Genomic DNA, 17,756 nt, shown 5'->3' on the forward strand with positions numbered 1-17,756 from the left:
TAGGATCCGCACCGCCCGGGCAGGGGCCGCCAAGCACCTGCCAGAGCTGTGAGACAACTACCCAAGTCCCAGGAGGACCACAGTGGCGAAGGCCAAGTTCGAGCGGACCAAGCCGCACGTCAACATCGGCACCATCGGTCACGTCGACCACGGCAAGACGACGCTGACCGCTGCCATCTCGAAGGTGCTGGCCGACCAGTACCCCGACCTGAACACGTTCACGCCGTTCGACCAGGTCGACAACGCTCCCGAGGAGCGTCAGCGCGGCATCACGATCAACGTGTCCCACGTCGAGTACCAGACCGAGAAGCGCCACTACGCGCACGTTGACGCGCCCGGTCACGCCGACTACATCAAGAACATGATCACCGGTGCCGCCCAGATGGACGGCGCGATCCTGGTGGTCGCGGCGACCGACGGCCCGATGGCCCAGACCCGTGAGCACGTGCTGCTCGCCCGCCAGGTGGGCGTGCCCTACCTGCTGGTCGCGCTGAACAAGTCCGACATGGTCGACGACGAGGAGATCCTCGAGCTCGTCGAGATGGAGGTCCGTGAGCTGCTGTCGAGCCAGGAGTTCCCCGGCGACGACGCGCCCGTGGTCCGCGTGTCCGCTCTCAAGGCCCTCGAGGGCGACGAGAAGTGGGTCAAGTCCGTCCAGGACCTCATGCAGGCCGTCGACGAGAACGTCCCGGACCCCGTCCGCGACATCGACAAGCCGTTCCTCATGCCGATCGAGGACGTCTTCACGATCACCGGGCGCGGCACCGTCGTCACCGGTCGCGTGGAGCGCGGTCAGCTCAAGGTGAACGAGGAGGTCGAGATCGTCGGCATCAAGGAGCACAAGCAGACGACGACCGTCACCGGCATCGAGATGTTCCGCAAGCTGCTCGACACCGCAGACGCCGGCGAGAACGTCGGTCTGCTGCTGCGCGGCACCAAGCGCGAGGACGTCGAGCGCGGCCAGGTCGTCTGCAAGCCGGGCTCGATCACCCCGCACACGAACTTCGAGGGTCAGGTCTACATCCTGGCCAAGGACGAGGGCGGGCGTCACAACCCGTTCTACTCGAACTACCGCCCGCAGTTCTACTTCCGCACCACCGACGTCACCGGCGTCATCACGCTGCCCGAGGGCACCGAGATGGTCATGCCCGGCGACAACACCGAGATGTCGGTCGAGCTGATCCAGCCGATCGCCATGGAGGAGGGCCTCGGCTTCGCCATCCGTGAGGGTGGCCGCACCGTTGGCTCGGGCCGGGTCACCAAGATCGTCAAGTGATCCACCGCCGGATCTGATCCGGCACCCGCGGGGGAGACCCCGACGCCGGCACACGGCCGGCACCGCAGGACCAGAGGGCCCGGCAGCTGCACAGCTGCCGGGCCCTTCTGCGTCCCACCGGGACGGCCCCAGCGAGGTCGCCGAACACCGCCGTGTCGGTGCCCGCACGTCGGCCGCGCAGCCGTACCCACACCTGCACCCACCGCGGGCTTCTGCCGAGCGGCACGTTCGGCACCGTTGCAGATGCCGTCGACGAGCCGGAAGGTGTCCCTCGGCGTCGGGTTCCGCCGAGTGGCACCTTCCGCACCGCTGCGGATGCCGTCGACCAGCCGGAACGTGTCGCTCGGCGTCGAGTTCCGCCGAGTGGCACCTTTGGCACCGTTGGGGGCGCCATCGACCAGCCGGAAGGTGTCGCTCGACGACGAGGCAGCCGTGTGTGCCGGCGCAGGTGATGGGGCGGAACAGTGGTTCGGCGAGAGGTTCGCGGGGGAGCGGACCGTCGAGGGTGTGGGAACGGACCGCGACGGCGTGGGAGACGAACCGTCGGGGGCGTGGGGGGAGCGGGCCGTCAGCCACGGTGGGAGGGCTCGGCCGCGGTGGGCAGGCTCACAGGCGCGTGCACCGGCTGGGGGTCGCGGGCCGCGCGGCCCGGCTGGTAATGTTGCGGAGCCGGGTTGCGCGCACGTGCACCTGTCGGAGAAGTGATCCACTCCTCACCGCGGGGAGCAGGACCTGATTGGCCAAGCGGCCGGTCGCTCTGGCAGACTATTCCGGTTGCCTGGGGTTCGGCCCCAGACGTCACGACTGCTGGACCGGGTACCGACATCCGCGTCCTTACGAGCATCACAACGACCAGCCCCCACAAGGGGATCCCGGTCGGAGCGTGCCGCGAAATGCGACACGCCCGAGTGCGGGGGTCGGTACAGGTAGCGGTACGAGAGAGGTTAGACGACGCCATGGCGGGACAGAAGATCCGCATCCGGCTCAAGTCCTACGACCACGAGGTCATCGACAGCTCGGCGCGCAAGATCGTCGACACGGTGACCCGCGCTGGTGCGACGGTCGTGGGCCCGGTGCCGCTGCCGACGGAGAAGAATGTCTTCGTCGTCATCCGATCGCCCCACAAGTACAAGGACAGCCGCGAGCACTTCGAGATGCGTACGCACAAGCGGCTCATCGACATCGTCGACCCGACGCCGAAGGCCGTCGACTCGCTCATGCGACTCGACCTGCCGGCGGACGTCAACATCGAGATCAAGCTCTGAGGGATCCTGTAATGACTACCACTTCCCAGCAGGCTGCCGGCCGCGCCGTCAAGGCGCTGCTCGGCACGAAGCTCGGCATGACCCAGGTGTGGGACGAGGCAGGCCGCCTCGTGCCCGTCACGGTCGTCCGGGTGGGCACCAACGTGGTGACGCAGGTGCGTTCCGCGGAGTCCGACGGCTACAGCGCCGTCCAGCTCGCCTTCGGAGAGATCGACCCCCGCAAGGTGACCCAGCCGCTGCGCGCCCACTTCGAGAAGGCCGGGGTCACCCCCCGCCGTCACGTCGCGGAGATCCGCACGGCTGACGCCGGCGAGTACGCCCTCGGCCAGGAGCTCACCGTCGAGACGTTCGAGGCCGGCGCGGCCGTCGACGTCACCGGCACCACCAAGGGCAAGGGCACCGCCGGTGTCATGAAGCGGCACGGCTTCGCGGGCGTCTCCGCCTCGCACGGTGCGCACCGCAACCACCGCAAGCCCGGCTCGATCGGCGGGGCCTCCACCCCCGGTCGCGTCTTCCGTGGCCAGCGCATGGCCGGCCGGATGGGCAACGCGCGCCAGACCACCCAGAACCTCACGGTCCACGCCGTGGACGCCGAGAGGGGCCTCCTGCTCGTCGCGGGCGCGCTCCCCGGGCCCAAGGGCGGCGTCGTCGTGATCCGTACCGCCACGAAGGGGGCGTGAGCCGTATGGCAACCACCCAGACCGTGGACGTCCTGGACGCCGCGGGCAAGAAGGCCGGCTCGGCCGAGCTGCCTGCTGAGGTCTTCGACGTCCAGACGAACGTCCCGCTGATCCACCAGGTCGTCGTCGCCCAGCTCGCCGCTGCGCGCCAGGGCACGCACGCGACCAAGACCCGCGGCGACGTCCGCGGCGGTGGCGTCAAGCCCTACAAGCAGAAGGGCACCGGCCGCGCCCGTCAGGGCTCGATCCGCGCCCCGCAGTTCGCCGGCGGTGGCGTCGTCCACGGCCCGCAGCCGCGCGACTACAGCCAGCGCACCCCCAAGAAGATGAAGGCCGCCGCCCTGCGTGGCGCCCTGTCCGACCGGGCCCGCGCCGGCCGCGTGCACGTCGTCTCCGAGCTCGTCTCGGGCGAGACCCCGAAGACCGCCGTCGCGCTGGCCGCCCTGCGCAACGTCGTCGCCGAGCGCTCCGCGCTGGTCGTCGTCGAGCGCACGGACGAGCTGACCGTCACGAGCCTTCGGAACGTCCCCAGCGTGCACCTGCTCTGGGTCGACCAGCTCAACACCTACGACGTCCTGGTCAACGACGACGTCGTGTTCACCTCCGGCGCGCTGCAGACCTTCGTGAGCGGGCCGAAGGCCGAGGAGGAGACCAAGTGAGCGTCGAGGCGAGCAAGAACCCGCGCGACATCATCGTCCGCCCGATCGTCTCGGAGAAGAGCTACGGGCTCATCGACGAGGGCAAGTACACCTTCGAGGTGGACACGCGCTCGAACAAGACCGAGATCAAGAACGCCATCGAGAAGATCTTCGACGTCAAGGTCGCCTCGGTGAACACCCTGAACCGTCCGGGCAAGACCCGTCGCACGAAGTTCGGGCTGGGCAAGCGCAAGGACACCAAGCGCGCGATCGTCACGCTGCGCGAGGGCACCATCGACATCTTTGGCGAGGTCGCCGGCTGACGCCGGTGAGCCGAAGAAGATTGAGGATCGACACCCATGGGAATCCGTAAGTACAAGCCGACGACGCCGGGCCGCCGCGGTTCGAGCGTGGCCGACTTCGTCGAGATCACCCGGTCCGAGCCGGAGAAGTCGCTGGTCCGCCCGCTGAGCAAGACCGGTGGCCGCAACTCCACCGGTCGGATCACCACCCGCCACAAGGGCGGCGGCCACAAGCGCGCGTACCGCGTGATCGACTTCCGTCGTCACGACAAGGACGGCGTCCCGGCCAAGGTCGCGCACATCGAGTACGACCCGAACCGCACCGCGCGCATCGCGCTCCTGCACTACGCCGACGGCGAGAAGCGCTACATCCTCGCGCCGAACAAGCTCAAGCAGGGCGACCGCATCGAGAACGGTGCCGGCGCGGACATCAAGCCCGGCAACAACCTGCCGCTGCGCAACATCCCGGTCGGTACGGTCATCCACGCCATCGAGCTCAAGCCCGGCGGCGGCGCGAAGATCGCCCGCTCGGCCGGTGCGTCGGTCCAGCTCGTCGCCCGCGAGGGTGCCTACGCCCAGCTGCGCATGCCCTCCGGCGAGATCCGTAACGTCGACGCCCGCTGCCGCGCCTCCATCGGCGAGGTCGGCAACGCCGAGCAGTCGAACATCAACTGGGGCAAGGCCGGCCGCATGCGGTGGAAGGGCAAGCGCCCCACCGTCCGCGGTGTCGTCATGAACCCGGTCGACCACCCGCACGGTGGTGGTGAGGGCAAGACCTCCGGTGGTCGTCACCCGGTCAGCCCGTGGGGGCAGCCCGAGGGCCGCACCCGCCGTCCGAACAAGCCGAGCGACAAGCTCATCGTGCGCCGTCGCCGTACCGGCAAGAAGCGCTGATAGGGAGACGACGACATGCCGCGCAGTCTGAAGAAGGGCCCCTTCGTCGACGACCACCTGCAGAAGAAGGTGGACGTCCAGAACGAGAAGGGCACCAAGAACGTCATCAAGACCTGGTCCCGCCGGTCGGTCATCACGCCCGACTTCCTGGGCCACACCTTCGCGGTGCACGACGGCCGCAAGCACGTCCCGGTCTTCGTCACCGAGTCGATGGTCGGCCACAAGCTCGGGGAGTTCGCCCCGACCCGCACCTACCGCGGGCACGACAAGGACGACCGCAAGGCTCGTCGCCGCTGAGGCGACGTCCTTCCACCGAGCACCCGATTTTCGACAAGTAAGGCAGGAACATGGAAGCCAAGGCGCAGGCGCGGTTCGTCCGTGTCACGCCTCAGAAGGCCCGCCGGGTCGTGGACGTCGTCCGCGGTCAGCGCGCCGAAGAGGCAGTGTCCGTGCTGCGGTTCGCCCCGCAGGCGGCCGCCGAGACCGTGCGCAAGGTCGTCGAGAGCGCGATCGCGAACGCTCGCGTGAAGGCCGACCAGGCCAGCGAGGCGTTCGACGAGTCCAAGCTCGTCGTCCTCGAGGCGTACGTCGACGAGGGCCCCACCCTGAAGCGGTTCCGTCCGCGCGCCCAGGGCCGGGCCAGCCGCATCCTCAAGCGGACCAGCCACATCACCGTCATCGTCGGTGAGGCTGAGACCAACGGCGCGGCCAAGCAGGCCGCCGGCACGAAGGGGAGGACCCGATAGTGGGTCAGAAGGTCAACCCGACCGGGTTCCGGCTCGGCATCACCACAGATCACCGTTCGCGCTGGTTCGCCGACAGCACCAAGGTCGGCCAGCGCTACCGCGACTACGTGCGCGAGGACGTGGCGATCCGTCGCCTCATGTCCGCCGGGCTCGAGCGGGCCGGCATCTCCAAGGTGGACATCGAGCGCACGCGCGACCGCGTCCGCGTCGACCTGCACACCGCCCGCCCGGGCATCGTCATCGGGCGCCGCGGCGCGGAGGCCGACCGCCTGCGTGGCGAGCTCGAGAAGCTCACGGGCAAGCAGGTCCAGCTGAACATCCTCGAGGTCAAGAACCCCGAGATGGACGCGCAGCTGGTCGCCCAGGGCATCGCCGAGCAGCTCGCGAGCCGTGTCTCCTTCCGCCGCGCGATGCGCAAGGGCATGCAGTCCGCCCAGCGCGCCGGCGCCAAGGGCATCCGCGTGCAGTGCGCCGGTCGCCTCGGTGGTGCCGAGATGTCGCGCTCGGAGTTCTACCGCGAGGGCCGGGTGCCGCTGCACACGCTCCGCGCGAACATCGACTACGGGTTCTTCGAGGCCCGCACCACCTTCGGCCGCATCGGCGTGAAGGTCTGGATCTACAAGGGTGACGTGACCGAGAAGGAGTACGCCCGCGAGCAGGCCGACTCCGCCTCGCGCGCCCCGCGTGGTCGTGGTGGCGAGCGCCGTGGTGCGCCGCGCCGTGACGGCGCGGGCCGCGGTGGCGAGTCCCGCGCGCCGGAGGCTCCTGCCGCAGCGACCACGGGCGACGCCCCGGCCGCTGAGGCTTCGGCACCGACCGGAACGGAGGCCTGAGCCGTGCTCATCCCCCGGCGGACCAAGCACCGCAAGCAGCACCACCCCACGCGTCGCGGCGTGGCCAAGGGTGGCACCACGATCGCGTTCGGCGACTTCGGCATCCAGGCCCTCGAGCCCGCCTACGTCACCAACCGGCAGATCGAGGCCGCTCGTATCGCCATGACCCGTCACATCAAGCGTGGCGGCAAGGTGTGGATCAACATCTTCCCCGACCGACCGCTCACCAAGAAGCCGGCCGAGACCCGCATGGGTTCCGGCAAGGGCTCGCCCGAGTGGTGGGTCGCCAACGTCAAGCCCGGCCGCATCATGTTCGAGCTCGCCGGCGTGGATGAGCAGCTGGCGCGTGAGGCGATGAGCCGCGCCCAGCACAAGCTCCCGATGAAGACTCGCTTCGTGAGTCGTGAGGGTGGTGAAGGCTGATGGCCATCGGAACCAAGGGTCTGGCCCCGGCCGACCTGGACGCCATGGACGACGACCGTCTCGCGCAGGAGCTCGAGAAGGCCAAGGCCGAGCTGTTCAACCTGCGGTTCTCCGCAGCCACGGGGCAGCTCGAGGACCACGGCCGCCTCAAGGCCGTGCGTCGCGACATCGCCCGCATCTACACGATCGTGCGCGAGCGCGAGCTCGGCATCCGTACCGCGCCGAGCACCGAGAAGTGAACGAGGTCCCAGTGAGCGAGAACACGACGTCGGCCCCCACGGCTGACGAGACCGATCGCAACTACCGCAAGTCGCGCCGCGGCTACGTGGTCAGCGACAAGATGGACAAGACCGTGGTGGTCGAGGTCGAGGACCGCGTCAAGCACGCGCTCTACGGCAAGGTCATCCGCCGCACCGAGCGGGTCAAGGCCCACGACGAGACCAACGAGGTCGGCGTCGGGGACCTCGTCCTCATCATGGAGACCCGGCCGCTGTCCGCGTCCAAGCGGTACCGCGTGGTCGAGGTCCTCGAGAAGGCGAAGTAGTCGCCGAATCGCGAGCGGAGCGAGCTTGGTTCGGCGAAACGAGAGAACAGCCCGGCGCAGCCGGACAACGCTCTTGGTGAAGCGAAGCGAGCTCATGAAAGAGCAGTCCGGCGCAGCCGGTCCATGCATTAACGGAACGAGTTCACCAAGGCTCGCGGACAGCGCGAGAACCAGGTTGACAAGGAGAGACCAGTGATCCAGCAGGAGTCGCGGCTGAAGGTCGCCGACAACACAGGTGCCAAGGAGATCCTTTGCATCCGTGTGCTCGGCGGCTCCGGCCGGCGCTATGCCGGCATCGGCGACACGATCGTCGCCACCGTGAAGGACGCCATCCCCGGCGGCAACGTCAAGAAGGGCGACGTCGTCAAGGCGGTCATCGTGCGCACCACCAAGGAGCGCCGGCGCCCGGACGGCTCGTACATCAAGTTCGACGAGAACGCCGCCGTCATCCTGAAGGCTGACGGCGACCCGCGCGGGACCCGCATCTTCGGCCCCGTCGGCCGCGAGCTGCGCGACAAGAAGTTCATGCGCATCATTTCTCTGGCGCCGGAGGTGCTCTGACCATGGCGAAGATCAAGAAGGGCGACCTCGTCGTCGTCATCGCCGGCCGCGACAAGGGCAAGCAGGGGCGCGTCCTGGAGGTCCAGGCCGAGAAGGACCGCATCGTCGTCGAGGGTGTGCAGCGCGCCAAGAAGCACACCAAGGTCGGTCAGTCCAGCCGTGGTGCGCGCACCGGCGGCATCGAGACGATCGAGGCCCCCATCCACGTCAGCAACGTGATGCTGGTCGACCCGGAGACCAAGAAGGGCACCCGGGTGGGCTACCGCACCGAGCAGGTCGAGCGTGACGGCCGCACCCGCACCACCCGGGTCCGCGTGGCCAAGCGCTCCGGTAAGGACATCTGAGCATGAGCGAGACCACCACCATCGAGCTGCCCCGGCTCAAGCAGCGCTACCGCGACGAGATCATCGCGGGTCTGCGCGAGGAGTTCGGGCACGCCAACATCAACGAGGTCGCCGGCCTGACCAAGGTCGTCGTCAACATGGGTGTGGGGGACGCCGCGCGCGACTCCAAGCTCATCGAGGGCGCGATCCGCGACCTGAGCCTGATCACGGGTCAGAAGCCGCAGGTCACCAAGGCCCGCAAGTCCATCGCTCAGTTCAAGCTGCGCGAGGGGCAGCCGATCGGTGCGCACACCACGCTGCGCGGCGACCGCATGTGGGAGTTCCTCGACCGCCTGCTGTCCCTGGCCCTGCCCCGCATCCGCGACTTCCGCGGGCTGTCCCCGAAGCAGTTCGACGGGCACGGCAACTACACCTTCGGTCTGACCGAGCAGTCGATGTTCCACGAGATCGACCAGGACAAGATCGACCGCGTGCGCGGCATGGACATCACGGTCGTCACCTCGGCCACCACCGACGAAGAGGGGCGTTCGCTGCTGCGTCGCCTGGGCTTCCCGTTCAAGGAGAACTGAGATGGCGAAGACCGCTCTGATCCAGAAGGCCAACCGCAAGCCGAAGTTCGCCGTGCGCGCCTACACCCGCTGCCAGCGGTGCGGCCGCCCGCACTCGGTGTACCGCAAGTTCGGGCTCTGCCGCGTCTGCCTTCGTGAGATGGCCCTCGCCGGTCAGCTCCCCGGTGTGACCAAGTCCAGCTGGTAACGACTACGTCGCAGGTCCTGGCAACGGAAACCGCGACGAGGAAGGGCTGACGCCCGATGACTATGACTGACCCCATCGCAGACATGCTGACGCGTCTGCGTAACGCCAACTCGGCGTACCACGAGACGGTGTCCATGCCGTACTCGAAGCTCAAGGCGAACATCGCGGAGATCCTCAAGTCCGAGGGCTACATCGCCGCGTGGACCGTCGAGGACGCAGAGGTCGGCAAGAAGCTGACCCTCGACCTCAAGTTCGGCCCGAACCGCGAGCGTTCGCTCGCGGGCGTGCGCCGCGTGTCGAAGCCCGGACTTCGCGTCTACGCGAAGTCGACGAACCTGCCCAGGGTCCTCGGCGGCCTCGGGGTGGCCATCCTGTCCACCTCCTCCGGCCTGCTGACCGACCGTGAGGCGCAGAACAAGGGCGTTGGCGGGGAAGTCCTCGCCTTCGTCTGGTGACCGGGAAGACGGAGGAAGCAGACCATGTCCCGAATCGGTAAGAACCCCGTCCCGGTCCCCGCTGGTGTCGATGTGACCATCGACGGCCAGGTGGTGACGGTCAAGGGCCCCAAGGGCACGCTCAGCCACACGGTTGCCGAGCCCATCACCGTGTCCCGTGGTGAGGACGGCACCCTCGTGGTGTCCCGTCCCGACGAGGAGCGCGAGTCGCGCTCGCTCCACGGGCTGTCCCGCACGCTGCTGGCCAACCTGGTCACCGGCGTCACCCAGGGTTACACCAAGGGTCTGGAGATCGTCGGCACCGGTTACCGCGTGCAGGCGAAGGGCTCCGACCTCGAGTTCGCCCTCGGCTTCTCCCACCCCGTCAAGGTGACCGCCCCCGAGGGCATCACCTTCACGGTGGAGAGCCCCACGAAGTTCTCGGTCACCGGGATCGACAAGCAGCTCGTCGGTGAGGTCGCGGCGAACATCCGCAAGATCCGCAAGCCCGAGCCCTACAAGGGCAAGGGCGTGCGCTACGCCGGCGAGCAGGTCCGCCGCAAGGTCGGAAAGGCTGGTAAGTAACCGATGGCTATCTCCGTCAAGGGCAAGGGCAAGCAGGTCGCCCGCACGCGCCGTCACCTCCGGGTGCGCAAGCGCATCACCGGCACCGCCGAGCGTCCCCGCCTCGTCGTCACCCGTTCGGCGCGCCACATGGTCGCCCAGCTCGTGGACGACACCACCGGCCGCACGCTGGCCTCCGCCTCCACGCTCGAGGCCGACCTGCGCGGTGCCGAGGGCGACAAGGTCGCCAAGGCACGCAAGGTCGGCGAGCTCGTCGCCGAGCGGGGCAAGACCGCCGGTGTGGACGCCGCCGTGTTCGATCGTGGTGGCAACAAGTACCACGGGCGGGTCGCGGCGGTGGCCGACGGCGCCCGCGAGGGTGGTCTGACCCTGTGACCATGCAGAGCGTACGAGAGCAGAGGAATATCTGATGGCTGCACCGCAGCGAAGCAGGACCGGCACCGGTCCGGCTACCGGCTCGGGCGAGAACCGCGAGGGCGGCAACCGCCGCGAGGGTGGCCGCCGCAACGACCGTCGCGACAGCAACCGCGGTCGGGCCGAGGAGAAGAACCAGTACATCGAGCGCGTTGTCACGATCAACCGCGTGTCGAAGGTCGTCAAGGGCGGCCGGCGCTTCAGCTTCACCGCGCTGGTCGTGGTGGGCGACGGCGACGGCACCGTGGGCGTCGGCTACGGCAAGGCCAAGGAGGTGCCCGCGGCGATCGCCAAGGGCGTCGAGGAGGCGAAGAAGAACTTCTTCCGCGTCCCGCGCATCGCTCGGACGATCCCGCACGCCGTGCAGGGTGAGGCCGCTGCCGGCGTCGTCTTCCTGCGGCCCGCGTCCCCGGGTACCGGGGTCATCGCCGGTGGTCCGGTCCGCGCCGTCCTCGACTGCGCCGGCATCCACGACGTCCTGAGCAAGTCGCTCGGCTCGTCCAACGCGATCAACATCGTCCACGCCACCGTGGCGGCGCTCAAGGGGCTCGAGCAGCCCGAGGCCGTCGCCGCGCGCCGTGGTCTGCCCCTGGAGCACGTGGCCCCGGCCGCGCTGCTGCGGGCGCGGGCCGAGGGCGAGGCCAAGGACCGCGAGGACAAGGCCGCCGAGCAGGCCGTCGGGGCAGGTGCGTGATGGCGCAGCTCAAGGTGACCCAGACCAAGTCCGTCATCGGCGGCAAGCAGAACCAGCGTGACACGCTGCGTTCCCTCGGCCTGAAGCGCATCGGCCAGTCGGTCGTGCGTGAGGACAAGCCGGAGGTCCGCGGCATGATCACGACGGTGGCGCACCTCGTCACCGTCGAGGAGGTCGACTGACCATGGCCGAGTCCAAGAACACCAACGAGGGGTCCCCGCACACCCTGCGGGTCCACCACCTGCGCCCGGCTCCCGGTGCCAAGTCCGCCAAGATCCGTGTGGGTCGTGGTGAGGGAGGCAAGCGGGGCAAGACCGCCGGCCGCGGCACCAAGGGCACCAAGGCCCGCTACCAGGTTCCCGAGCGCTTCGAGGGCGGGCAGATGCCGCTGCACATGCGGCTGCCGAAGCTCCGCGGCTTCAAGAACCCCTTCCGCACCGAGTACCAGGTCGTGAACCTGGACAAGCTCGGCGCGCTCTACCCCGAGGGTGGCGCCGTCACCGTCGAGGACCTCGTGGCCAAGGGCGCCGTGCGCTCGGGACAGCCCGTGAAGGTCCTCGGCTCCGGCGAGGTCACCACCAAGCTCGACGTCACCGTCGACGCCTGGTCGGGGTCGGCGAAGGAGAAGATCGAGGCCGCCGGCGGAAGCATCTCCGCCGAGTGACTCACCGACGCGGGCGGTCCGGCACTGTGCCGGGCCGCCCGTCGTCGTCCCGGGACACGTGGGTCCTGCGGACGTCCGGCGCACCGATGCGCCACCCATCCGCGATAGTCTGACCGTCGGTCTTTGCCGCCGCGGCGGCCACCAGGTCCCCAGGGGGCCCGATCAGCAGGAGGAAGATTGCTCAGCGCATTCGCCCAGGCGTTCCGCACGCCTGACCTGCGGCGCAAGCTGCTCTTCACGCTGGGGATCATGGCGATCTTCCGGCTCGGTACCTTCATCCCGGCGCCGGGCGTGTCCTACCGCAACGTCCAGCAGTGCCTCGCCGCGGCGGGCACCGGTGACCTGCTCGGCATGGTCAACCTCTTCAGCGGCGGTGCGCTGCTGCAGCTGAGCATCTTCGCGCTCGGGATCATGCCGTACATCACCGCGAGCATCATCGTGCAGCTCATGCGCGTGGTCATCCCGCGCTTCGAGGAGCTGCACAAGGAGGGCCAGGCCGGCACCGCGAAGCTCACCCAGTACACGCGGTACCTGACGATCTTCCTGGCGGTCCTGCAGTCCGCCGTCATCGTCACGGTCGCGAACAACGGCCTGTTCCAGGGCTGCGTGGTCAAGCCCATCCCGAACGACTCCCCGATGAACCTGCTCGTGACGGTCGTCGCGATGACCGCCGGCACCGGCCTGATCATGTGGCTCGGCGAGATCATCACCGAGCGGGGCATCGGCAACGGCATGTCGCTGCTGATCTTCGTCTCGATCATCGCCTCCTTCCCGTCGGCACTCGGCTCCGTCCTGCAGAGCAACGGCGGCGTCGGCCGGTTCATCGTCGTCGTCGGGCTGATCCTGCTGGTGACCCTGCTGGTGGTCTACGTCGAGCAGTCCCAGCGCCGCGTCCCGGTGCAGTACGCCAAGCGCATGGTCGGACGTCGTATGTACGGCGGCTCGTCGACCTACATCCCGATCAAGATCAACATGGCGAACGTGATCCCGGTGATCTTCGCGTCCTCGCTGCTCGCGCTGCCCACCCTGGCCGCGCAGTTCGGGGACCAGACCACCGAGTGGGTCCAGTGGATCATCGCCAACGTCGCCGACCCGACGGCGCCGCTGTACATCGCGCTCTTCGCCGTGATGATCCTGTTCTTCACGTTCTTCTACACCTCGATCACCTTCAACCCGGAGGAGGTCGCCGACAACATGAAGCGCTACGGCGGCTTCATCCCCGGGATCCGGGCCGGACGCCCCACCGCCGAGTACCTCCAGTACGTCATCACCCGCGTCACCACCGTCGGGGCGATCTATCTGACGGTGGTCGCGCTCATCCCGACCGTGATGTTCGCGCAGCTGGGGATCACCCAGATGACGCTCGGCGGCGTCTCGATCCTGATCATGGTCGGCGTCGGCCTGCAGACCGTGAAGGAGATCGAGTCCCAGCTCCAGCAGCGTCACTACGAAGGGTTCCTGCGATGAGTGCACGACTGGTCCTCCTCGGCCCTCCCGGGGCCGGCAAGGGCACCCAGGCCGCCCGCATCAGCGACCGGCTCGCCGTCCCCGCCATCTCCACCGGCGACATCTTCCGGGCGAACGTCGCCGAGCAGACGGAGCTCGGCCGCCGCGCCCAGCGGTACATGGACGCCGGCGAGTACGTCCCCGACGAGGTCACCAACGCCATGGTCCGCGACCGGCTCGGCCAGTCCGACGCGACGGGCGGCTTCCTGCTCGACGGCTACCCCCGCACCGCGGACCAGGTGGCCGAGCTCGACGGCATGCTCGCCGACGCCGGGCAGCGCCTCGACGCGGTCGTGGAGATCACCGCGGACACCGACGAGGTCGTCACACGGCTGCTCCGGCGGGCGGCCGAGCAGGGCCGGCCGGACGACACCGAGGTGGTCATCCGGCGCCGGCTCGAGGTCTACGCGGAGCAGACTGCCCCGCTGGCCGACCTCTACGCCGAGCGTGACCTGCTCGTCCAGGTCGACGGCATCGGCGAGGTCGACGAGGTCACCGACCGCATCATGACGGCGCTCGAGCCCCGGCTCGGCTGACGCCACCCACCCACCAGCACCCGGCGCGGCCCGCGAGGGCCGCGCCGTCGTCGTCCAGGAGCCAGCCATGTTCGGCCGCGAGAAGATCGAGTACAAGAGCCCCGCGCAGGTCGCGACCATGCGCCGGGCCGGCCTCGTCGTCGCCGACATCCACGCCGCCCTGCGTGCTGCTGTCGCACCGGGGATGACGACGGCGGACCTCGACGCCGTCTCCGCCGACGTGATCCGTCGGGCCGGGGCGACCTCGAACTTCCTCGGCTACCACGGGTACCCGGCGACGGTGTGCATCTCGGTCAACGAGGTCATCGTGCACGGCATCCCCGGGGACCGGGTGATCCAGGACGGCGACCTCGTCTCCTTCGACTGCGGCGCCGTCGTCGACGGCTGGCACGGCGACGCCGCCTTCTCGGTCGTCGTCGGTGACGCGACGCCGTCGGACCAGGCCCTCGTCGAGGTCACCGAGGACGCGATGTGGTCAGCGATCGCGGCCCTCGCCGGCGGGGACCGCCTCGGGGTGGTCGGCGACGCCGTGGAGACCGCCGTCGAGCGCGCGGCGCAGGAGCGGGGGGTCGAGCTCGGCATCGTGCAGGAGTACGTCGGGCACGGGATCGGCACGGCGATGCACCAGCCGCCCGAGGTGCTGAACTACCGCACCCGTGACCGCGGGCCTCGGCTCCGGCCCGGGATGTGCCTGGCGGTCGAGCCGATGCTCACCGCCGGCAGCCCCGCCAACCACGTGCTCGAGGACGACTGGACCGTCGTCACGCTCGACGGGTCGCGGGCAGCGCACTTCGAGCACACGGTCGCGATCGGCGAGCAGGGCATCTGGGTGCTGACGGCGCCCGACGGCGGCGCCGAGGAGCTCGGCCGGCGCGGCGTCAGCGTGGCCCCCACGGCCTGAGCCCGTCGGTCGGTCCGGTGGCGCAGAACGGGTGCCGGTCGGCGCCGGAGAGCCTCGCGGAACGCGCCACCGGGTGACGCAGGCGCGGCCCGGAGACTGGCCGCACAGGCGCCGGGAGACCCGCCTCGCGGGCGCCGGAGCCGCAACAAATGGGGTCTTTCATTTTCCCGTGCGCAGCCTCACACTTACGTACAGTTGGCACCCAAGGTCGCGGGCAGTCGGGGGCAGTGTCCTGGTGGTGTGAGGAGTGAGTCTGTGGATGGTGCTGCGCCCACTGTCACGTTTACACGCTCCCGGACCCCGCACGACGTCGTGGTCGACGGCACGGTCCTGGAGCTGCTGGCCAAGCGCGCGCCGCTGACCATCATCCGTGGCCCGCGCGGCTACGGGAAGACGACCACGCTGAGCACCTGGTTCGGTGCCGGTGGCCCCGGGCACCTCACGGTGGCGCTGAGACTGACCCGGGCGAGCAACGACGCCGCGCACTTCTGGTCCGAGCTGGACTCCGCGCTCGTCGACGTCGACCTGCTGCCGGCGAACGGCGCACAGGGCACCGACCACCGCGAACGGGCGATGACCTCGCTCGGCGAGGTGACCGAGCCGTTGACCGTGGTGATCGACGACTACCACCACGCGGGCGGTCCGGACGGCGCGGCGGACATCGACGACGACCTCCTCGAGCTGGTGCGCCAGAACGACCAGCTCTTCCTCGTGGTGTCCACGCGCACGACCCGGGTGATCGAGACCACGGGGAGCCTCTCCGTGGACGTCGCGATGATCTCGCCGAAGGAGCTCCGGCTCGACGGGCCCCAGGTCTCCGCGCTCGCCGCGCGCATCGGGGTCGCGCTGAACGACCGCGAGGCGGGACGGCTGGCGACCGGGTTCGGCGGGTGGCCCGCGGCCATCCGGGACGTGCTCGTCCGCTCCCGCGGCGACGGCGGCCGGCTGAACCTCGCGCTGGCGGACGAGTACATCGCTGCGATGGTGCGCGACCTGCGCCACGAGCAGGTGCGCAGGTTCTTGCTGCACACCGCGGTGCCCGAGCGCTTCGACGCCGAGCTCGCGCAGCTGGTCGCGCCCGGCGACTCCACCCTGACGATCCTGCGCAACGTCAGGTCCGCCGGCCTCCTGCGCGAGGAGATCGACGAGGGGCAGCGGACCTACAGCTACGCACCCTTCGTCCGGCAGGCGCTCCTGCGGCTGCTGAGCGAGAGCCGGCCGGACGAGCTGCGTGCCGTGCACCAGCGCCTCATGGGACGCAGCCTCCAGGAGCGCAACCACCTCGAGGTCCTGGTGCACGCGATCCATGCCGGCGCCTGGTCCACCGCGGAGCAGGTCATGGAGGACGAGTGGCACTTCCTCGTCACCCAGGAGCCCGCGATGCTCATGGCGGCCGCGCAGGCGATCCCGAGCGAGGTGGTCGCCCAGCACGCCCGGTTCCGGGTGGCCCGCGACGAGGTCGACGGCGCCCTCCTGGGGGGCGAGCCAGATCCCCAGCACATCTGGCCGACCGGCGACATCAGGGGGATCACCGCAGAGCTGAGCCCCCGCCGGACACGTTCGGGCGTCGACCCCACGAGCTTCGCCCTGATCCAGTGGGGCGTGGCGGCGGTGATCGCCGGGGACGAGTCGTCGGCGTTGTACGCCTTCGGGCGCGCCCGCACCCTCGCCCAGGAGACCGACGGCTCGGCGACCGCGGTCCGGCTCGCCACGGCCGGGCTGGCGTGCACCCACGCCATCTACGGCGACGTCGGGATCGCCGCGTCCTGGCTCGACGACGAGACGCTGGATGGCGTGGGGGACGAGTCGCACGACGACTACGCCCAGGTGGGCTACTGGGTCCGTCTCGCCCAGGCGATCGTCGCCCTCGACCGGCTCGACCCGGACATGGACGACCGGGTCGCGGCGCTTCCCGAGCGCACCCGACGGGACGAGGTCTGGGGCATGGGGGTGCTCGTCGCCGCCCGCCATGCTGCCATCACCGGCGGTCCGCGCGAGGTCGCACGCTGGGCCGCCAACGTCCGTGCGGCGCGCCACTACCTCCCGCACGGTCGGATGGCCGAGATGGCGCTGCGGACCACCGAGGTCGAGGTGCTGCTGGCAGGCGGGCGGCTCGAGGAGGCCAGGCACGCCGCCAAGGACCTGCCGCCCAACGCGGTGACGATGTCCACCCACGCGCAGCTCGCGCTGCTGGCGGGGGAGTACCGGCACGCCGTGAGCCGGGCCCGGAACGGGCTGTCCGAGCAGTACCTCTCGCACCGGTCCGTCATCGAGTGCCAGCTCGTCCTCGCCGCCGCGCACTTCGCGCTGGGAGAGCGCGCCGCCGCGCGCGCCGCCTTCGCCGAGGCGATCCGCAGCGCCTATGCGTCCGGCCAGCGCAGGCCGTTGCTGATCCTGCGCCACCGGGTGTTCGCCGCGCTCGCCGGCGAGGACCTGCGGGTCCTCGAGCTGTGGCCGGAGGCGTTCCGGCCCCCGGCGGAGGAGTCGCAGGAGGAGGTCGGCGGCGGGCTCGTCGAGCTGCTCACCCCCCGCGAGCTCGAGATCCTCCAGGCGCTCCACCAGCACGCCGGGGCGGTGCCGATCGCCCAGGAGCTCCGGCTGTCCGTGAACACGGTCAAGTCGCACCTGCGCAGCATCTACCAGAAGCTCAACGTGACGAACCGGGCCGGTGCGCTGCAGCGCGCGGACGAGATCGACCGACCGGGCGCCAGGTCCGGCGCCGCGGCAGCAGACTGACCTATGGCCGGACAGGTCCGGAAC

The 17,756-nt window shown here is 69.7% G+C and carries 26 protein-coding genes; all 26 read left to right on the top strand.

Annotation, left to right across the window (positions count from 1 at the left end; translation table 11 throughout):
* Positions 1–82 precede the first annotated feature (82 nt).
* The 26 genes from tuf (at position 83) to GD748_RS08235 (ending at position 17,732) form a co-directional block, all read left to right on the top strand.
* Entirely contained in the window at positions 83–1,276 is a 1,194-nt protein-coding gene (tuf, locus tag GD748_RS08110; protein WP_152194677.1) for an elongation factor Tu, read from the top strand.
* Positions 1,277–2,232: 956 nt separating this feature from the next.
* On the top strand, positions 2,233–2,541 hold the full coding sequence (gene rpsJ, locus GD748_RS08115) for a 30S ribosomal protein S10 (protein ID WP_006502853.1): 309 nt from the start codon (positions 2,233–2,235) through the stop codon (positions 2,539–2,541).
* An 11-nt stretch (positions 2,542–2,552) separates the two neighbouring features.
* Positions 2,553–3,221 carry a 50S ribosomal protein L3 gene (gene rplC, locus GD748_RS08120; protein ID WP_152194678.1) on the top strand — a complete coding sequence of 223 codons (669 nt, stop codon included), beginning with the start codon at positions 2,553–2,555 and terminating at the stop codon, positions 3,219–3,221.
* Positions 3,222–3,226: 5 nt separating this feature from the next.
* Positions 3,227–3,880, top strand: a complete 654-nt coding sequence (rplD, locus tag GD748_RS08125) for a 50S ribosomal protein L4 (protein ID WP_152195061.1) — start codon at positions 3,227–3,229, stop codon at positions 3,878–3,880.
* Positions 3,877–4,182 (top strand): 50S ribosomal protein L23, encoded by a 306-nt coding sequence (gene rplW, locus GD748_RS08130; RefSeq protein WP_152194679.1) that lies wholly within the window; start codon positions 3,877–3,879, stop codon positions 4,180–4,182. The genes rplD and rplW overlap by 4 nt, the downstream gene beginning before the upstream one ends.
* A 36-nt stretch (positions 4,183–4,218) precedes the next feature.
* Positions 4,219–5,055 carry a 50S ribosomal protein L2 gene (gene rplB / locus GD748_RS08135; protein WP_152194680.1) on the top strand — a complete coding sequence of 279 codons (837 nt, stop codon included), beginning with the start codon at positions 4,219–4,221 and terminating at the stop codon, positions 5,053–5,055.
* 15 nt (positions 5,056–5,070) lie between these two features.
* Entirely contained in the window at positions 5,071–5,352 is a 282-nt protein-coding gene (rpsS, locus tag GD748_RS08140) for a 30S ribosomal protein S19 (protein WP_139930137.1), read from the top strand.
* Between the two features lie 50 nt (positions 5,353–5,402).
* Positions 5,403–5,801 (top strand): 50S ribosomal protein L22, encoded by a 399-nt coding sequence (rplV, locus tag GD748_RS08145; protein WP_152194681.1) that lies wholly within the window; start codon positions 5,403–5,405, stop codon positions 5,799–5,801.
* The gene (rpsC, locus tag GD748_RS08150) at positions 5,801–6,634 is read left to right on the top strand and encodes a 30S ribosomal protein S3 (protein WP_152194682.1); all 834 of its coding nucleotides are present in this window, start codon (positions 5,801–5,803) and stop codon (positions 6,632–6,634) included. The genes rplV and rpsC overlap by 1 nt, the downstream gene beginning before the upstream one ends.
* 3 nt (positions 6,635–6,637) lie before the next feature.
* Positions 6,638–7,057: a 50S ribosomal protein L16 gene (rplP, locus tag GD748_RS08155; protein ID WP_152194683.1), complete on the top strand. Its 420-nt coding sequence runs from the start codon at positions 6,638–6,640 to the stop codon at positions 7,055–7,057.
* A complete protein-coding gene (gene rpmC, locus GD748_RS08160; RefSeq protein ID WP_152194684.1) occupies positions 7,057–7,296 on the top strand; it encodes a 50S ribosomal protein L29 in 240 nt (79 codons plus the stop codon). Before rplP ends, rpmC begins: the two co-directional genes overlap by 1 nt.
* Before the next feature lie 11 nt (positions 7,297–7,307).
* Positions 7,308–7,601 (top strand): 30S ribosomal protein S17, encoded by a 294-nt coding sequence (rpsQ, locus tag GD748_RS08165; RefSeq protein WP_152194685.1) that lies wholly within the window; start codon positions 7,308–7,310, stop codon positions 7,599–7,601.
* 192 nt (positions 7,602–7,793) lie between these two features.
* A complete protein-coding gene (gene rplN / locus GD748_RS08170) occupies positions 7,794–8,162 on the top strand; it encodes a 50S ribosomal protein L14 (protein ID WP_098484338.1) in 369 nt (122 codons plus the stop codon).
* A 2-nt stretch (positions 8,163–8,164) separates the two neighbouring features.
* Positions 8,165–8,506: a 50S ribosomal protein L24 gene (rplX, locus tag GD748_RS08175; protein WP_152194686.1), complete on the top strand. Its 342-nt coding sequence runs from the start codon at positions 8,165–8,167 to the stop codon at positions 8,504–8,506.
* A gap of 2 nt (positions 8,507–8,508) precedes the next feature.
* Positions 8,509–9,075, top strand: coding sequence for a 50S ribosomal protein L5 (gene rplE, locus GD748_RS08180; protein WP_152194687.1), 567 nt, complete (start codon positions 8,509–8,511; stop codon positions 9,073–9,075).
* A gap of 1 nt (position 9,076) precedes the next feature.
* Complete coding sequence (locus GD748_RS08185) at positions 9,077–9,262, top strand: type Z 30S ribosomal protein S14 (protein WP_152194688.1); 186 nt, start codon at positions 9,077–9,079, stop codon at positions 9,260–9,262.
* Between the two features lie 56 nt (positions 9,263–9,318).
* Entirely contained in the window at positions 9,319–9,717 is a 399-nt protein-coding gene (gene rpsH, locus GD748_RS08190) for a 30S ribosomal protein S8 (protein WP_152194689.1), read from the top strand.
* A gap of 24 nt (positions 9,718–9,741) precedes the next feature.
* The gene (rplF, locus tag GD748_RS08195) at positions 9,742–10,281 is read left to right on the top strand and encodes a 50S ribosomal protein L6 (RefSeq protein WP_152194690.1); all 540 of its coding nucleotides are present in this window, start codon (positions 9,742–9,744) and stop codon (positions 10,279–10,281) included.
* Between the two features lie 3 nt (positions 10,282–10,284).
* Positions 10,285–10,656, top strand: coding sequence for a 50S ribosomal protein L18 (rplR, locus tag GD748_RS08200; protein ID WP_152194691.1), 372 nt, complete (start codon positions 10,285–10,287; stop codon positions 10,654–10,656).
* Positions 10,657–10,690: 34 nt separating this feature from the next.
* Positions 10,691–11,389 (top strand): 30S ribosomal protein S5, encoded by a 699-nt coding sequence (gene rpsE / locus GD748_RS08205; protein ID WP_152194692.1) that lies wholly within the window; start codon positions 10,691–10,693, stop codon positions 11,387–11,389.
* Positions 11,389–11,571 carry a 50S ribosomal protein L30 gene (gene rpmD, locus GD748_RS08210; protein WP_152194693.1) on the top strand — a complete coding sequence of 61 codons (183 nt, stop codon included), beginning with the start codon at positions 11,389–11,391 and terminating at the stop codon, positions 11,569–11,571. The genes rpsE and rpmD overlap by 1 nt, the downstream gene beginning before the upstream one ends.
* Before the next feature lie 2 nt (positions 11,572–11,573).
* Positions 11,574–12,053: a 50S ribosomal protein L15 gene (gene rplO, locus GD748_RS08215; RefSeq protein ID WP_152194694.1), complete on the top strand. Its 480-nt coding sequence runs from the start codon at positions 11,574–11,576 to the stop codon at positions 12,051–12,053.
* Positions 12,054–12,230: 177 nt separating this feature from the next.
* Positions 12,231–13,520, top strand: coding sequence for a preprotein translocase subunit SecY (secY, locus tag GD748_RS08220; protein ID WP_152194695.1), 1,290 nt, complete (start codon positions 12,231–12,233; stop codon positions 13,518–13,520).
* On the top strand, positions 13,517–14,095 hold the full coding sequence (locus tag GD748_RS08225; protein WP_193312883.1) for an adenylate kinase: 579 nt from the start codon (positions 13,517–13,519) through the stop codon (positions 14,093–14,095). Before secY ends, GD748_RS08225 begins: the two co-directional genes overlap by 4 nt.
* 67 nt (positions 14,096–14,162) lie before the next feature.
* A complete protein-coding gene (map, locus tag GD748_RS08230) occupies positions 14,163–14,996 on the top strand; it encodes a type I methionyl aminopeptidase (RefSeq protein WP_152194696.1) in 834 nt (277 codons plus the stop codon).
* A 255-nt stretch (positions 14,997–15,251) separates the two neighbouring features.
* Positions 15,252–17,732, top strand: a complete 2,481-nt coding sequence (locus GD748_RS08235) for a helix-turn-helix transcriptional regulator (RefSeq protein WP_152194697.1) — start codon at positions 15,252–15,254, stop codon at positions 17,730–17,732.
* Positions 17,733–17,756: the final 24 nt, after the last annotated feature.

Source organism: Georgenia subflava (genome assembly GCF_009193155.1).
GTDB lineage: Bacteria > Actinomycetota > Actinomycetes > Actinomycetales > Actinomycetaceae > Georgenia > Georgenia subflava.

Excerpts from the sequence above, each read along its gene's own strand:
- rpsJ (WP_006502853.1), top strand. The coding sequence starts at position 2,233 with ATGGCGGGACAGAAGATCCGCATCCGGCTCAAGTCCTACGACCACGAG.
- rplC (WP_152194678.1), top strand. The coding sequence starts at position 2,553 with ATGACTACCACTTCCCAGCAGGCTGCCGGCCGCGCCGTCAAGGCGCTG.
- rplD (WP_152195061.1), top strand. The coding sequence starts at position 3,227 with ATGGCAACCACCCAGACCGTGGACGTCCTGGACGCCGCGGGCAAGAAG.
- rplB (WP_152194680.1), top strand. The coding sequence starts at position 4,219 with ATGGGAATCCGTAAGTACAAGCCGACGACGCCGGGCCGCCGCGGTTCG.
- rpsS (WP_139930137.1), top strand. The coding sequence starts at position 5,071 with ATGCCGCGCAGTCTGAAGAAGGGCCCCTTCGTCGACGACCACCTGCAG.
- rplV (WP_152194681.1), top strand. The coding sequence starts at position 5,403 with ATGGAAGCCAAGGCGCAGGCGCGGTTCGTCCGTGTCACGCCTCAGAAG.
- rpmC (WP_152194684.1), top strand. The coding sequence starts at position 7,057 with ATGGCCATCGGAACCAAGGGTCTGGCCCCGGCCGACCTGGACGCCATG.
- rplX (WP_152194686.1), top strand. The coding sequence starts at position 8,165 with ATGGCGAAGATCAAGAAGGGCGACCTCGTCGTCGTCATCGCCGGCCGC.
- rplE (WP_152194687.1), top strand. The coding sequence starts at position 8,509 with ATGAGCGAGACCACCACCATCGAGCTGCCCCGGCTCAAGCAGCGCTAC.
- GD748_RS08185 (WP_152194688.1), top strand. The coding sequence starts at position 9,077 with ATGGCGAAGACCGCTCTGATCCAGAAGGCCAACCGCAAGCCGAAGTTC.
- rpsH (WP_152194689.1), top strand. The coding sequence starts at position 9,319 with ATGACTATGACTGACCCCATCGCAGACATGCTGACGCGTCTGCGTAAC.
- rplF (WP_152194690.1), top strand. The coding sequence starts at position 9,742 with ATGTCCCGAATCGGTAAGAACCCCGTCCCGGTCCCCGCTGGTGTCGAT.
- rplR (WP_152194691.1), top strand. The coding sequence starts at position 10,285 with ATGGCTATCTCCGTCAAGGGCAAGGGCAAGCAGGTCGCCCGCACGCGC.
- rpsE (WP_152194692.1), top strand. The coding sequence starts at position 10,691 with ATGGCTGCACCGCAGCGAAGCAGGACCGGCACCGGTCCGGCTACCGGC.
- rpmD (WP_152194693.1), top strand. The coding sequence starts at position 11,389 with ATGGCGCAGCTCAAGGTGACCCAGACCAAGTCCGTCATCGGCGGCAAG.
- rplO (WP_152194694.1), top strand. The coding sequence starts at position 11,574 with ATGGCCGAGTCCAAGAACACCAACGAGGGGTCCCCGCACACCCTGCGG.
- GD748_RS08225 (WP_193312883.1), top strand. The coding sequence starts at position 13,517 with ATGAGTGCACGACTGGTCCTCCTCGGCCCTCCCGGGGCCGGCAAGGGC.
- map (WP_152194696.1), top strand. The coding sequence starts at position 14,163 with ATGTTCGGCCGCGAGAAGATCGAGTACAAGAGCCCCGCGCAGGTCGCG.